12 protein-coding genes are annotated in these 14,428 nt (G+C 74.1%); 11 read left to right on the top strand and 1 reads right to left on the bottom strand.

The genetic code is table 11. From position 1 onward, the window contains the following. Positions 1–141 precede the first annotated feature (141 nt). The 6 genes from ACF1AK_RS31610 (at position 142) to ftsH (ending at position 8,877) form a co-directional block, all read left to right on the top strand. Positions 142–1,554, top strand: coding sequence for an ammonium transporter (locus tag ACF1AK_RS31610; protein WP_391502270.1), 1,413 nt, complete (start codon positions 142–144; stop codon positions 1,552–1,554). Continuing rightward, a complete protein-coding gene (locus ACF1AK_RS31615) occupies positions 1,551–1,889 on the top strand; it encodes a P-II family nitrogen regulator (protein ID WP_391502271.1) in 339 nt (112 codons plus the stop codon). The genes ACF1AK_RS31610 and ACF1AK_RS31615 overlap by 4 nt, the downstream gene beginning before the upstream one ends. Positions 1,890–1,901: 12 nt before the next feature. After that, positions 1,902–4,385 (top strand): [protein-PII] uridylyltransferase, encoded by a 2,484-nt coding sequence (locus ACF1AK_RS31620; protein ID WP_391502272.1) that lies wholly within the window; start codon positions 1,902–1,904, stop codon positions 4,383–4,385. Positions 4,386–4,588: 203 nt separating this feature from the next. After that, entirely contained in the window at positions 4,589–6,148 is a 1,560-nt protein-coding gene (gene ffh, locus ACF1AK_RS31625; RefSeq protein WP_391502306.1) for a signal recognition particle protein, read from the top strand. Between the two features lie 115 nt (positions 6,149–6,263). Further along, the gene (locus tag ACF1AK_RS31630; protein ID WP_391502273.1) at positions 6,264–6,803 is read left to right on the top strand and encodes a GNAT family N-acetyltransferase; all 540 of its coding nucleotides are present in this window, start codon (positions 6,264–6,266) and stop codon (positions 6,801–6,803) included. Between the two features lie 154 nt (positions 6,804–6,957). After that, positions 6,958–8,877 (top strand): ATP-dependent zinc metalloprotease FtsH, encoded by a 1,920-nt coding sequence (gene ftsH, locus ACF1AK_RS31635; protein ID WP_391502274.1) that lies wholly within the window; start codon positions 6,958–6,960, stop codon positions 8,875–8,877. A 190-nt stretch (positions 8,878–9,067) separates the two neighbouring features. Here ftsH and ACF1AK_RS31640 read toward each other — a convergent pair whose 3' ends face one another. Next, positions 9,068–9,868, bottom strand: coding sequence for a methyltransferase domain-containing protein (locus ACF1AK_RS31640; RefSeq protein ID WP_391502275.1), 801 nt, complete (start codon positions 9,866–9,868; stop codon positions 9,068–9,070). A 198-nt stretch (positions 9,869–10,066) separates the two neighbouring features. Here ACF1AK_RS31640 and proS point away from each other — a divergent pair, with 198 nt between their 5' ends. From proS to rimM, 5 genes are all read left to right on the top strand, one after another. Further along, positions 10,067–11,479, top strand: coding sequence for a proline--tRNA ligase (proS, locus tag ACF1AK_RS31645; protein ID WP_391502276.1), 1,413 nt, complete (start codon positions 10,067–10,069; stop codon positions 11,477–11,479). A 449-nt stretch (positions 11,480–11,928) separates the two neighbouring features. Then, entirely contained in the window at positions 11,929–12,507 is a 579-nt protein-coding gene (locus tag ACF1AK_RS31650) for a hypothetical protein (protein WP_391502277.1), read from the top strand. Positions 12,508–12,931: 424 nt separating this feature from the next. Continuing rightward, positions 12,932–13,360 carry a 30S ribosomal protein S16 gene (rpsP, locus tag ACF1AK_RS31655; RefSeq protein ID WP_344337896.1) on the top strand — a complete coding sequence of 143 codons (429 nt, stop codon included), beginning with the start codon at positions 12,932–12,934 and terminating at the stop codon, positions 13,358–13,360. 2 nt (positions 13,361–13,362) lie between these two features. Next, on the top strand, positions 13,363–13,602 hold the full coding sequence (locus tag ACF1AK_RS31660; RefSeq protein WP_030056773.1) for an RNA-binding protein: 240 nt from the start codon (positions 13,363–13,365) through the stop codon (positions 13,600–13,602). Between the two features lie 165 nt (positions 13,603–13,767). Further along, positions 13,768–14,382 carry a ribosome maturation factor RimM gene (gene rimM / locus ACF1AK_RS31665; RefSeq protein WP_391502278.1) on the top strand — a complete coding sequence of 205 codons (615 nt, stop codon included), beginning with the start codon at positions 13,768–13,770 and terminating at the stop codon, positions 14,380–14,382. Positions 14,383–14,428: the final 46 nt, after the last annotated feature.

A 14,428-nucleotide genomic window follows, 5' to 3' on the forward strand; every position in this document is an offset into this window, starting at 1 on the left:
CGGTCGCCCTCGTCACGGTGGTGAAACACCCGGCCGCATCGGCCGAAACCAGCCTTCGGCACGCTCCTGCTCAACGCCGACGCCCCGGGCCACGGGACAGGGACCCGGGTCGGATCGGCTTCCAGTCAGGAGGAGACGCCGATGCCGGACGGCTTCAGCGCGGGTGACACCGCCTTCGTACTCATCTGTGCGGCCCTGGTCATGGTGATGACCCCGGGGCTGGCCTTCTTCTACGGGGGGATGGTCCGGGCCAAGAGCATCCTGAACATGCTGGCGATGAGCTTCCTGTCGCTGGGCATCGTCAGCGTGCTGTGGGTCCTCTACGGCTACTCGCTCAGCTTCGGTCCCGACGCGGGCGCCGGGCTGATCGGCAACCTGGACTTCCTCGGGATGCGCGGCGTCGGCGTGGCCGACCTCACCGGGACGATCCCGGTGACGGCGTTCTCCGCCTTCCAGCTGATGTTCGCGGTCATCACCCCGGCGCTGATCAGCGGCGCGATCGCGGACCGCGCCAAGTTCGCGGCCTGGGGCCTGTTCGTGGCGCTCTGGGTGACCGTGGTGTACTTCCCGGTCGCCCACTGGGTGTTCTTCTTCGACGGCGGGCACGGCGGCTGGCTCGGTGACCGCAGCGGCGTGATCGACTTCGCCGGGGGGACGGCCGTCCACATCAACGCCGGGGTCGCGGGCCTGGCGCTCTGCCTGGTGCTCGGCAAGCGGATCGGCTTCCGCAAGGACCCGATGCGCCCGCACTCGCTGCCGCTGGTGATGCTCGGCTCCGGGCTGCTCTGGTTCGGCTGGTTCGGCTTCAACGCGGGCTCGGCGCTGGCCGCCAACGGCGTGGCGGCGACGGCCCTGCTCAACACCCAGGTCGCCACCGGTGCCGCGCTGGTGGGCTGGCTGGTCTACGAGAAGCTGCGGCACGGCGCGTTCACCACGCTGGGCGCCGCCTCCGGCGCGGTGGCGGGCCTGGTGGCGATCACCCCGGCCTGCGGCTCGGTCTCCCCGCTCGGCGCGGTGGCGATCGGCCTGGTGGCCGGTGCCGCCTGCTCGGCCGCGATCGGCCTCAAGTACCGCTGGGGCTTCGACGACTCGCTCGACGTGGTCGGCGTGCACGCCCTCGGCGGGGCGATCGGCTCGCTGCTGGTCGGCCTGTTCGCCACCGGGACGGTCGGCCAGAGCGCCAAGGGGCTGTTCTACGGCGGCGGGGCGGCGCAGCTGGGCAAGCAGGCGATGGGCGTGGCGGTGGTCGGCGTCTACTCGTTCGTGCTCTCCTGGCTGCTGGCCAAGGCGGTCGACCGGGTGATCGGCTTCCGGGTCGCCGAGGAGGTCGAGCTGGCCGGTATCGACCAGGCCGAGCACGCCGAGTCCGCGTACGACTTCGGCGCGCTGGGGTCGGGCCTCGGCCGCACGGCCGCCCCGGCCGCGGTGCTGGTCGCCGCGGCGTCCGCGACCGCCCCCGCCCCCGCCCCCGCGGCCAAGACCGCGGCCGCCCCTGCGGCCGCAGCCGCACCCGCAGCCGACAGCATCGAGAAGACCGAGGTGGACGCCCGATGAAGCTCATCACCGCCGTCATCAAGCCCTACCGCCTGGACGAGGTGAAGGCCGCCCTGCAGTCCTTCGGCGTGCACGGCCTGACCGTCTCCGAGGCCAGCGGCTACGGCCGCCAGCGCGGTCACACCGAGGTGTACCGGGGCGCGGAGTACACCGTGGACCTGGTGCCCAAGGTCAGAGTCGAGGTCCTGGTCGAGGACGAGGACGCCGAGCCGCTGATCGACGTCCTGGTCAACGCGGCCCGGACCGGCAAGATCGGCGACGGCAAGGTGTGGGCGGTCCCGGTCGAGACGGCCGTCCGGGTCCGCACCGGCGAACGCGGCCCCGACGCCCTCTGAGGGCCCGACCGGATGGCCACCGTCCCCGCCGCCGCCCCGGGCCCCGGTCCCGACGGCCACGCCGCCGCCCGGGCCCGGCTGCTCGCCGCTCCCGGCCCCGGCGGCCGGGAGCGGCGCACGGCCCTGTCCGCGCTCACCGACGACTGGCTGGCGGGCCTGTTCGCGGCGGCCGGCGCCCCCGCCGGGGCCGCCGTGGTCGCGGTCGGCGGCTACGGGCGCGGCGAGCTCTCCCCGCGCAGCGACCTCGACGTCCTGCTGCTGCACGAGGGCCGGCTGGACCCCGCCCTTCCCGAGCGCCTCTGGTACCCGGTGTGGGACTCCGGGGTCCCGCTCGACCACGCCGTCCGCACCCCGGCCGAGGCCCGGTCGGTGGCCGCCGCCGACCTGAAGGCGCAGCTCGGCCTGCTGGACGCCCGGCACGTGGCCGGCGACCCGGCGCTCACCGCCGCGCTGCGCTCCGCCGTCCTCGCCGACTGGCGGGCGGGCGCCCCGCGGCGGCTGCCCGGACTGCGCGAGCTGGGCCGGGAGCGGGCCGAGCGGCACGGCGAGCTGTCCTTCCTGCTGGAGCCCGACCTCAAGGAGGCCCGCGGCGGCCTGCGGGACGTCGTCGCGCTGCGCGCGGTCGCCGCGAGCTGGCTGGCCGACGCGCCCCGGGAGGGGCTGGACGCCGCCGCGCTCCGGCTGGCGGACGTCCGCGACGCCGTGCACCTGGTGACCGGCCGGGCCACCGAGCGGCTCGCGCTGCAGGACCAGGACGAGGTCGCCGCGCGGCTGGGCGTGCCGGACGCCGACGCCCTGCTGCGCCGGGTCTACGAGGCGGCGCGGACCGTGGCCTACGCCTCCGACGTCGCCTGGCGGTCGGTGGAGCGGGTGCTGGCCGCCCGCTCGGGCCGGGGCCGGCGCCCGCCCCGGCGCCTCCCGTTCGCCCCGTTCACCGCCGCCGGGCGCGGCGCGGTGGCCCGGGGCGCGGTGGAGCGCCGGCCGCTCGCCGAGGGCGTGGTCGAGCAGGACGGCGAGGCGGTGCTCGCCCTGGGCGCCCGCCCGGCCGCGGATCCGGTGCTGCCGCTGCGCGCCGCGGCCGCCGCCGCGCAGAACGGCCTGCCCCTCGCGTACGCGACGGTGCGCCGGCTGGCGGCGGAGTGCCGGCCGCTGCCGGTGCCCTGGCCGGACGAGGCGCGCGAGCAGCTGGTCACCCTGCTCGGCGCGGGCGGGGCCTGCCTGCCGGTCTGGGAGGCGCTGGAGGCGCAGGGGCTGGTCACCCGGCTGCTGCCGGACTGGGCGTGGGTGCGCTGCCGGCCGCAGCGCAACGCGGTGCACCGCTGGACGGTGGACCGGCACCTGGTGGAGACCGCGGTGCGGGCCGCCGCGATGACCCGCCGGGTGGCGCGGCCGGACCTGCTGCTGGTCGCCGCGCTGCTGCACGACCTCGGCAAGGGGCGGCCGGGCGACCACAGCGAGGCGGGCGAGGCGCTCGTCCGGGACCTGGCCGTGCGGATGGGCTTCGATCCGGAGTCGGTGGAGACCCTGGCGGTGCTGGTCCGCCACCACCTGACCCTGGTGGAGACCGCGACCCGGCGGGACCCGGACGACCCGGCCACCGTGGAGGCCGTCACCAAGGCGGTCGGCACGCCGGCGCGCCTGGAGCTGCTGCGGGCGCTGACCGAGGCGGACGCGCTGGCCACCGGCCCGGCCGCGTGGAGCGCCTGGCGGGCCTCGCTGGTGGACGGCCTGACCGCCCGGGCCGCGGCCCGGCTGAGCGGGGCGGGCGGAGGGCGGCCCGGTCCGGTCGAGGCCGGGCCGACGGCCGAGCAGGAGCGGCTGGCGGTGGAGGCGGCCAGGACCGGCGAACCGGCGCTGTCGCTGTCGGCCGCCGCGTCCCGGGCCGACGGCGAGGGCGACGACGCCGGCCCCGGCGCCGGCCCCGGCGCAGGGCCGATGGGCGTGCGGCTGCTGCTGGCCGTCCCGGACCGGCCGGGCCTGCTGGGCACCGTCGCCGGGGTGCTGGCCCTGCACCGGCTGGCGGTCCGCTCGGCGCACCTGCGCGAGCTGGACCCGGCCGGCGCCGGGCCGGTGCTGGTGCTCTCCTGGCGGGTGGCCGCGGAGTTCGGGGAGCTGCCGCAGGCGGCCCGGCTCCGGGCGGACCTGCGCCGGGCGCTGGACGGCTCGCTGGACGTCGCCCGCCGGCTGGCCGAGCGGGACGCCGCGGCCCCGCGCCGGCGCGGGGTCCCCGCCCCGCCGCCGGTGGTCGCGGTGGCGCCGCCGGTGGCCTCGGCGAGCGCGACGGTGCTGGAGGTGCGCGCCCACGACGCCCCCGGGCTGCTGCACCGGATCGGCCGGGCGCTGGACGACGCGGGGGTGCGGGTGCGGACCGCGCACGTCTCGACGCTCGGCGCGGACGCCGTCGACGCCTTCTACCTGACGGACGGGGCGGGCCGTCCGCTCACCGCGCGGCGGGCCGGGGAGGTGGCGGCGGCGGTCCGGGCGGCGCTGGGCTGAGGCCGTCCGCCGGGGCGTGCGCCGGGCCGTCCGCCGAGGCGGCTTCCCGGCGCCCCGGGGCCGTCCGCCGGGCCGCCGCGGGGCCGTTCCCGGAGCCCGCCGAGGTCCGGTCGAACCCGGGTGGAGACCGTCCCCGGGGCGGCCGGATACCCTTGGGGGCGACGACCGTACTCACACCGATGCCGCAGAGGACCCGCGACGACGTGTTCGACACCCTTTCCGATCGCCTCGCAGCGACGTTCAAGAACCTCCGGGGCAAGGGCCGCCTGAGCGAGGCGGACATCGACGCCACCGCCCGCGAGATCCGCATCGCGCTGCTGGAGGCGGACGTCGCGCTGCCGGTCGTCCGGGCCTTCATCAAGCAGGTGAAGGAGCGCGCGCTCGGTGCCGAGGTCTCCGGCGCGCTGAACCCGGCCCAGCAGATCATCAAGATCGTCAACGAGGAGCTCATCGCCATCCTCGGCGGCGAGACCCGACGGGTGCGGTTCGCCAAGAACGGCCCGACGGTGATCATGCTCGCCGGTCTGCAGGGTGCCGGTAAGACCACCCTCGCCGGCAAGCTCGGCCACTGGCTGAAGCAGCAGAAGCACACCCCGCTGCTGGTCGCCTGCGACCTCCAGCGCCCCAACGCCGTCAACCAGCTGCAGGTCGTCGCCGACCGCGCCGGCGTCGCCTTCTACGGGCCCCAGCCGGGCAACGGCGTCGGCGACCCGGTCCAGGTGGCCCGGGACTCGATCGAGTACGCCAAGCAGAAGCAGCACGACGTCGTCATCGTCGACACCGCCGGCCGCCTCGGCATCGACGCCGAGCTGATGCAGCAGGCCGCCGACATCCGGGCCGCCGTCGACCCGGACGAGGTCCTGTTCGTCGTCGACGCGATGATCGGCCAGGACGCGGTCACCACCGCGCAGGCCTTCCTCGAAGGCGTCGACTTCACCGGTGTGGTGCTCTCCAAGCTCGACGGCGACGCCCGCGGCGGTGCCGCCCTGTCGGTCGCGCACGTCACCGGCCGGCAGATCATGTTCGCCTCCAACGGCGAGAAGGTCGACGACTTCGACGCCTTCCACCCGGACCGGATGGCCTCGCGCATCCTGGGCATGGGTGACGTCCTCTCGCTGATCGAGAAGGCCGAGCAGACCTTCTCGCAGGCCGAGGCCGAGAAGATCGCCGCCAAGCTGCGCGGCGGCCCGAAGCAGTTCACCCTGGACGACTTCCTGTCCCAGCTGGAGCAGGTCCAGAAGATGGGCTCGATCTCCAAGCTGCTGGGCATGCTGCCCGGGATGGGCCAGATCCGCGAGCAGATCAACAACATCGACGACAAGGACGTCAACCGCGTCGGTGCGATCATCAAGTCGATGACCCCGGCCGAGCGCGCCGAGCCGGAGCTGATCAACGGCTCGCGCCGGGCCCGCATCGCCAAGGGTTCGGGCGTCCAGGTCGGCGAGGTGAAGAACCTGGTCGAGCGGTTCTTCGAGGCCCGCAAGATGATGTCGGCGATGGCCTCCGGCAAGGGCGTGCCCGGGATGCCGGGCATCCCCGGCATGGGCGGCGGCGGCAAGAAGTCCGCCAAGAAGGCCCCGGTCGCCAAGGGCAAGCGCAAGAGCGGCAATCCGCTGAAGCGCGCGCAGGAGGAGGCCGCGGCCGCCGAGCGCCGCGCGCTCGGCGCCGGCCAGGCGCCCGCCGAGGGCGGCGCGTTCGGCCTCGGCGCGGGCAAGGGCCCGGCCGACTTCGAGCTGCCCAAGGAGTTCAAGGACCTGCTGTAGCCGGGTGCGCACCGGTCCGGTGCGCCCCGGGAGGTGCTGGTGAACGGCCCTCCGCCCGGTCTCCCCGGGCGGAGGGCCGTTCGCCTGCCCGGGGGCCGTCCGGGATGATGGTCCGATGCGAGTGACGATCAGGGCCCCGAGGTCCGGGGACGAGGCGGTCTACGCCGAGGCGGTCCGGAGGTCCGCCGAGCACATCGGCCGGTGGAACCCGGTGGAGCCGGACGCGCTGGCGGACCTCATCGCGCGCCAGGGCCCCTCGCTGCGGACCTTCCTGATCCACGACCGGGAGACCGGCGGGCTGGTCGGCAAGGTCAACGTGGCCAACATCGTGATGGGCCGGTTCTGCAACGGCGCGCTCGGCTACGACTCCTTCCTGCCGTTCGCCGGCACCGGGCGGATGACCGAGGGCATGCGGCTGGTGCTGGACCGCTGCTTCGCCCCGCGCTCGGAGGGCGGGCTCGGCCTGCACCGGCTGGAGATCAACGTCCAGCCGGACAACGACCGGTCGATCGCCCTGGCCGAGCGGCTCGGCTTCCGGCACGAGGGGTTCACCCCGCGGATGCTGTTCCTCCAGGGGGCCTGGCGGGACCACGAGCGGTTCGCGCTGACCGTCGAGGAGTGGCCGGGGTCGGCCGTCGGGGAGGAGTGGGGCTGACGGGGCGGTGCGCGGGCCGACGGGGCCGACGGGGCGGTGCGGGCGTCCGTCCGGGATCCCGCCCCGTGCGGGGACCCCGCCCCGCGCCCGGGTGCGGCGGGCGGTGCGGCGTTGCGGTTGGAGGAGCCGAGCCGATGTCCGTATTGTCCGATGGGTGACTGATCCCGTGCCACCGCGCCAGACCCCCGACCAGCCGTGGCGGTCCGAGGGCGCCCCGCCCCCGCCGCCCCCGCGGCGCAAGATGCCCGGCGGCTGGACGGGCCTCGTCCTCACCGCCCTCGTGGTGTTCCTGATCAGCGATGTGCTGCTGTCCTTCTTCGGCCCCGGTGGCGCGACCACGATCTCCTACACCGAGTTCAACAACCAGCTGAACAAGGGCAACATCACCAAGATCTACTCCAAGGGCGACTCCATCGAGGGCACCCTCAAGAACACCGAGCCCAAGCCGGACGGCGGCAAGGGGACCTACACCGAGTTCGAGACCCAGCGCCCGGTCTTCGCCGGGGACGACCTCTGGACCACCCTCCAGCGGCAGGGCGTCGAGGTCACCGCCGAACCGGTGGTCCAGCAGCGCAGCTTCCTCGCCAACCTGCTCATCTCGCTGGCCCCGATGCTGCTGCTGATCGTGATCTGGGTGCTGCTCGCCCGGCGGATGGCCGGCGGGCTCGGTGGCGGGGCGCTCGGCCGCAAGGCCCCGCCCAAGCCGGTCACCGCGGAGGCCGGCCGGCGCACCACCTTCGCCGACGTGGCCGGCATCGACGAGGTCGAGGCCGAACTCACCGAGGTGGTCGACTTCCTGAAGAACCCGCAGCAGTACCGCCGGCTCGGCGCCAAGATGCCGCGCGGCGTGCTGCTCAGCGGCCCGCCCGGCACCGGGAAGACGCTGCTGGCCCGGGCCGTCGCCGGCGAGGCGGACGTGCCGTTCTTCTCCGCCTCCGCCTCCGAGTTCATCGAGATGATCGTCGGCGTCGGCGCCAGCCGGGTGCGCGAGCTGTTCGCCGAGGCCCGCAAGGTCGCCCCGGCGATCATCTTCATCGACGAGATCGACACCATCGGCCGCCAGCGCGGCAGCGGCGGCGGCATGGGCGGTCACGACGAGCGCGAGCAGACGCTCAACCAGATCCTCACCGAGATGGACGGCTTCACCGGCTCCGAGGGCGTCATCGTCATCGCCGCCACCAACCGGGCCGACGTGCTCGACCCGGCGCTGCTGCGCCCCGGCCGCTTCGACCGGCGGATCACCGTCAGCCCGCCGGACCGCGACGGCCGCGCGGCCATCCTGCGCATCCACTCCCGGGACGTCCCGCTGGCCGGCGACGCCGACCTGAACCGGCTCGCCAAGGTCACCCCCGGGATGACCGGTGCCGAGCTGGCCAACCTGGTCAACGAGGCCGCGCTGCTCGCGGTCAAGCGCCGCCAGGACGCGGTGAACGACCGGGACCTCTCGGACGCGCTGGAGAAGGTGCAGCTCGGCGCCGTCCGACCGCTGGTGATGCCGCAGGCCGAACGGGAGCGGACGGCGTACCACGAGAGCGGCCACGCCCTGCTCGGCATGCTGCAGCCGGGCGCCGACCCGGTCCGCAAGGTCACCATCGTGCCGCGCGGCCGCGCCCTCGGCGTCACCCTCTCCACCCCGGAGACCGACCGGTACTCCTACACCGAGCCCTACCTGCGCGGCCGGATCATCGGCGCGCTCGGCGGGATGGCCGCCGAGCAGGTGGTCTACGGGGTCATCACCACCGGCGCGGAGAGCGACCTGGAGCAGGTCACCAACATCGCCCGCGGCATGGCCGGGCGGTGGGGCATGAGCGAGCGGGTCGGCCGGCTCACCGCCGTCCCGTCCGACCCGCAGGGCGCCTACGGGCTCTCCGCGGCGCCGACCACCCTGGATGCGGTGGACGAGGAGGCCCGGCGGATCGTCGCGGAGTGCTACGAGGAGGCGGTGCGGCTGCTGACCGAGCAGCGGGCCCGGCTGGACGCGCTGGCGGCGGCGCTGCTGGAGGCGGAGACGCTGGACGAGGAGCAGGCCTACCGGGCGGCGGGGGTGCCCCGGAAGGCGCTCGACCAGGCCTGAGGACCGGCGGGCGGGCCCGGGGCGAGGGGCGTGCGCCATGCTGGTGCGCGCCCCTTCGTCATGCCCCGCTCCTTCGCGGTACGGCGCTCCTCCGCGGTACGGCGCTCCTCCGCGGTACGGCGCGCCTCCGTCCCGCGGAGGAGCGGACGGTCCGCGCGCCCGGGGCCGCCGTCCGTCCGCCCCGCAGGGCTCAGCGGGGCCGTTCCGCGATCAGGTAGCGGAAGACGTTCGTCATCCGCACCGTGCCGTCCGGCCGCAGGTACGGCTGCAGCGCCTCCTCCAGCTCCTTCGCCACCAGCGCCGGCCCGGAGAACTCCGCCGCCGCGTCGTACAGGCCGGTGGAGAGCAGCCCGCGCACCGCGCTGCCCAGGTCGGGGTAGGCGAACGGGCAGCCCACCCGGCCCCCGCCGGCCGGGCGCAGGGCCGTCCCGGAGAGCAGGTCCTCCAGCGCGCCGGGCGGGCTCAGCTCGAACGGGTCGCGCGCCCGGCTGCGCCGGGCCATCCGCCGGGCGACGTCCAGCACGGCCGCGCTCTCGCAGCGCTCCCGGGGCCCCCAGGCGGCCAGCACCACGTGCCCGCCGGGCAGGACCAGCCGGGCCGCGGCGGCCACCGTCCGGCGTGGTTCGCCGCCCGGCGGGGGCTGCTCGAAAACGGTGACCAGCGAATAGGCCGAGCGGGCGACGTCCGCCCCCGCCCGGTGGTCCGGGCCGACCCGCAGCCGGCGCTCCCGGGCCAGCGCGCGCAGCCCGTCGTCGGGCTCCAGCCCGGCCACCTGCGCGCCCCGGCCGGCGGCCAGCAGCAGGGCGAGGCCGGAGCCGCAGCCCAGGCCCAGCACGCTCGTCGCCGGACCGACCTCCAGGCGGTCGTGGACGGCCTCGTAGAGCGGCACCAGCATCCGCTCCTGGATCTCCGCCCAGTCCCGGGCCCGGGCGGCGGGCCGCTCCGTGCCGGGGGGTTCTGGGGTCGTGCCGGTCACCCGCGCTGAAGCCATCGCGGCCTCCCATCCGGTCCGTCGGTGTGCTGCTCCGGCCCCCCTCGGCGTCCCGCCCCACTCCAGCGAACAGCGGCTCGGGCGCGGCGTCCAGAGGGGTGCGGGGTGGTGCGCGCGTGTCGGGGTCGTGCGCCCCCGGGCGGGTCGTCGCGGAGAACGGATTCGAAGTCGGGGGCTTGCTCCCCGTACGATTCGCCCATGGCTAAGGCACCCGTTCTCACCCCCCAGGCGGAAGACTTCCCCCGCTGGTACCAGGACCTCATCAACAAGGCCGAGCTGGCCGACAACGGTCCGGTGCGCGGCACCATGGTCATCCGACCGTACGGCTACGGTCTGTGGGAGCGGATGCAGCAGGAGATGGACGCCCGGATCAAGAAGGCCGGCGCCCAGAACGCCTACTTCCCGATGTTCATCCCGCAGTCCTACCTGACCAAGGAGGCGGAGCACGTCGAGGGCTTCGCCCCCGAGCTCGCGGTGGTCACCCACGGCGGCGGCAAGCAGCTGGACGAGCCGGTCGTGGTCCGGCCGACCTCCGAGACGATCATCAACGAGTACTTCTCGAAGTGGGTGCAGAGCCACCGCGACCTGCCCCTGCTGATCAACCAGTGGGCCAACGTGGTCCGCTGGGAGCTGCGCCCGCGCGTCTTCCTGCGCACCACCGAGTTCCTCTGGCAGGAGGGCCACACCGCCCACGCCACGTACGAGGACGCCCGTGACTACGCCTCGATGATCCACACCCAGGTCTACGGCGACTTCATGACCAACGTGCTCGGCATCGACGTCGTGCTCGGCCGCAAGACCGCCAAGGAGCGCTTCGCCGGCGCCATCAACACCCTCACCCTCGAAGGCATGATGGGGGACGGCAAGGCGCTGCAGATGGGCACCAGCCACGAGCTGGGCCAGAACTTCGCCAAGGCGTTCAACACCACGTACCAGCTGCAGGGTGCCGAGCGCGAGTACGTCTGGCAGACCTCCTGGGGCGTCTCGACCCGCATGGTCGGCGGCCTGATCATGTCCCACGGCGACGACAGCGGCCTGCGCGTGCCGCCGCGGCTGGCCGCCGTCCAGGCCGTGGTGCTCGCCATCAAGGGCGACGACGCGGTGATCGCCAAGGTCCGTGAGATCGGTGCCGCGCTGGAGGCCGCCGGCGTCCGCGTGGTCGTCGACGACCGCACGGACACCCCGTTCGGCCGCCGGGCCGTCGACTGGGAGCTCAAGGGCGTGCCGGTGCGGATCGAGGTCGGCCCGCGCGACCTGGAGAACGGCACCGCGATGCTGGCGCGCCGGATCCCGGGCGGCAAGGAGCCGGTCTCGATCGACTCCCTGGCGGCCACCCTCCCGGGCATCCTGGAGGAGGACCAGGCCCTGCTGCTCCGTCAGTCGCGCGAGCGCCGCGAGGCCCGCACGGTCGACGTGAAGACCATCGACGAGGCCGTCGAGGCCGCCGCCACCGGCTGGGGCCGGATCTCCTGGGCCGAGCTGGGCCCGGAGGGCGAGGCCAAGCTGGCCGAGCAGGGCGTCTCGGTGCGCTGCATCGTGGCCGCCGACGGCTCGGTGCCCCAGGCGGACGACCAGGAGGGCAATGTCGCGCTCGTCGCGCGTGCCTACTGACCGTTCGGTCGCTCTCCGGATAGTGGACGATCACGAAGGATGTCTCCGGAAAACGATGTCCGGGGCCGCGTTCTGACGGTTGTTGTCCAGCCCGGCGGGAAATTCGGACGTCCGGTGACCGGCGTTGTTCCGAACATGTCTCACATGCCGACATACCTACTGGCCGGTCAACTGCCGGTATTAACGGAATAGCGGTACGGTGTACGGCCCGTGGCCCTGTCAACTCGACAGGACCACGGGCCGTACGTCCTGGGGGCGACAGCCCGCCCCCGGACGGAAATGACGAGGCGCCCGCCGAGGTGGCGGGCCCAAACCTGCAGGGGGTTGGTCTTGCGTCAGATCCGGAACGCGCATTTCGCGCGTGGTCACACATTCCTGAGAGTTTCCTGGGAATTCCCGGGGAACTCGAACGCGCGGAACATCGGCTGCTACTCCATCGTTGGTCTAGCGTGAGCACGACACAGCCCCTCGTTCTCGCGGCCGAACTGGCCGCCGCCTGGAGTGACATCCAGGCCTACCACCAGGACCTCCCCGACCTCGCCTCGCCCGAGGCGCTGATCGGCGAGTCCTCCTCGGCCTGTGGCACCCGGCTCGGTTTCGAGCGGCTCCTCCACGAGGCTGCCCATGGTCTGGCCGCGGCCCGGGACATCCGGGACACCTCGCGGGCCGGCCGCTACCACAACCGGCGCTTCCTGCTCCTGGCCTCCGAGCTGGGCCTGGCGCACCCGGTCGAGCCGCACGCCAGTAGCGGCTTCTCCCAGGTGACCATGCTCAAGGAGACCCGCGAGCGGTACGCCGAGACCATCGAGCGCCTGGAACGCGCCCTCGGCGCGCACCAGGAGGCGGTGGCCGGTGAAGGGGCCTCGCGCGCCTTCCGCGGTCCGGCCGCCCGGCACGGCTCCTCCGGGGGCGGCGTCCGGGTCAAGGCGGTCTGCGGTTGCGGGCGCAACGTCCGGGTCGTTCCGTCGGTGCTCGCGCAGGCGTCCATCGTCTGCGGTGCGTGCCAGCAGCCGTTCAAGATCGCGTAGCTCGGCTCGCGATCCGTCGCACGACTCGGGGAGCCTCACGGCTCGGGGAACCGAGGAGAACCGGCGGGCGGCTGTGCGGGCAGTGGCCCGGCCGGAGCGATCGGTCAACGGTCGACGGTCGATGCGCCGGCGGTCCGGGCGGCATCGATCCACGCTGATCCACCTGATCCACCTGATCCACCGATGATTCGCCAGTGAGGTGCACCGCGCAGGTGTGCGTGTTGGGCTGACCGGGAGCGGGGGCTCCCGGTCGACCTGTTTTCGGGGGCGGGCGCCCCGTGTGGCAGAATGGACCGCTGAGTACTCGGCAGCCGGGCAGGACCCCTCTCTCCTTCGGCTGGCGTGTCCCTTGAACGGTCCACCGCGCAACCCCACGCGAGGGCGCGGCCGCTCACCCACGTCAACACCAGGAGATTCCACTCCCGTGGCAGTCAAGATCAAGCTGAAGCGTCTCGGTAAGATTCGCTCCCCGCATTACCGCATCATCGTCGCCGACGCCCGCACCAAGCGTGACGGCCGCGCGATCGAGGAGATCGGCATCTACCAGCCGACCTACAACCCCTCGAAGATCGAGGTCGACGGCGACCGCGCCCAGTACTGGCTGTCCGTCGGCGCCCAGCCGACCGAGCCGGTGCTCGCCATCCTCAAGCTGACCGGTGACTGGCAGAAGTTCAAGGGCCTGCCGGCTCCGGAGCCGCTGAAGGTCGCCGAGCCGAAGGTCGAGGACTTCTCGCACCTGTTCGCCAAGGCCGTCGCCGGCTTCGAGGACGCCACCACCGGTGTCGCCATCACCCCGAAGGCCAAGAAGTCGGACAAGGCCGAGGCTGAGGCCGACGCCGCTGCCGAGGCCTGAGCGTGATCGAGGACGCCCTCGACCACCTGGTGAAGGGCATCGTCGAGCACCCCGACGAGGTGCAGGTGCGCTCGCGCAACCTGCGCCGGGGCAACACCATCGAGGTGCGGGTGCACCCCGATGACCTCGGCAAGGTGATCGGCCGGGGTGGCCGCACGGCACGCGCCCTGCGCACCGTGGTCGGCGCCCTCGGCGGTCGCAACGTCCGGGTCGACCTCGTCGACGTGGACAACATTCGCTGACCAGGCTGCTCGTTCAGCCGTCAGGGTTTTCGGGGCCGGCCGGGACGCATGCGTCCCGGCCGGCCTTCGCCGTTCTCACCGGCGCCCTCGCATCCCGCAGCAGTTCCGCAGCGTTTCCGCAGCAATCCCGAGCACCCGCAGCACTCATCCAGGAGAACGATCACCGTGCAGCTCGTCGTCGGCAAGATCGGCCGCGCCCACGGCATCAGGGGGGACGTCAGCGTCGAGGTCCGCACCGACGAGCCGGAGCTCCGGCTCGGACCCGGCGCCGTCCTGCTGACCGACCCGGCCTCGGCCGGTCCGCTGACCGTCGAGTCCGGCAAGGTGCACAGCGGGCGGCTGCTGCTGCGGTTCGCCGGCGTCAAGGACCGCAACGGCGCCGAGGCGCTGCGCGGCACGCTCCTGATCGCCGAGGTCGACCCGGAGGAGCGCCCGGAGGACCCGGAGGAGTACTACGACCACCAGCTGATCGGGCTGGACGTGGTGCTGCTCGACGGCACCCCGGTGGGCGAGCTCACCGAGGTGATCCACCTGCCGTACCAGGACCTGCTGACCGTGAAGAAGGCGGACGGCACGGAGGTGCTGGTGCCCTTCGTCACCAGGATCGTGCCGACCATCGACCTGGAGAACCAGCGCGCCGTCATCGACCCGCCGGCCGGGCTGATCGACCCGGAGCACGCCGAGGTCGCGGGCGCCACGGAGGCCGCGGCGGAGGCGGCGGAGGCGGCGGAGGCGCCGGGCGCGGCGGACGAGGCCGAGGGCCCGGAGGAGTCGCAGTGAGCTCCGAGGAGAGCGTGGAGAGGTCGGCTGCGCCGGAAGCGCCGGA

This window comes from Kitasatospora sp. NPDC015120, from assembly GCF_043080305.1.
Taxonomy (GTDB): Bacteria; Actinomycetota; Actinomycetes; order Streptomycetales; family Streptomycetaceae; genus Kitasatospora.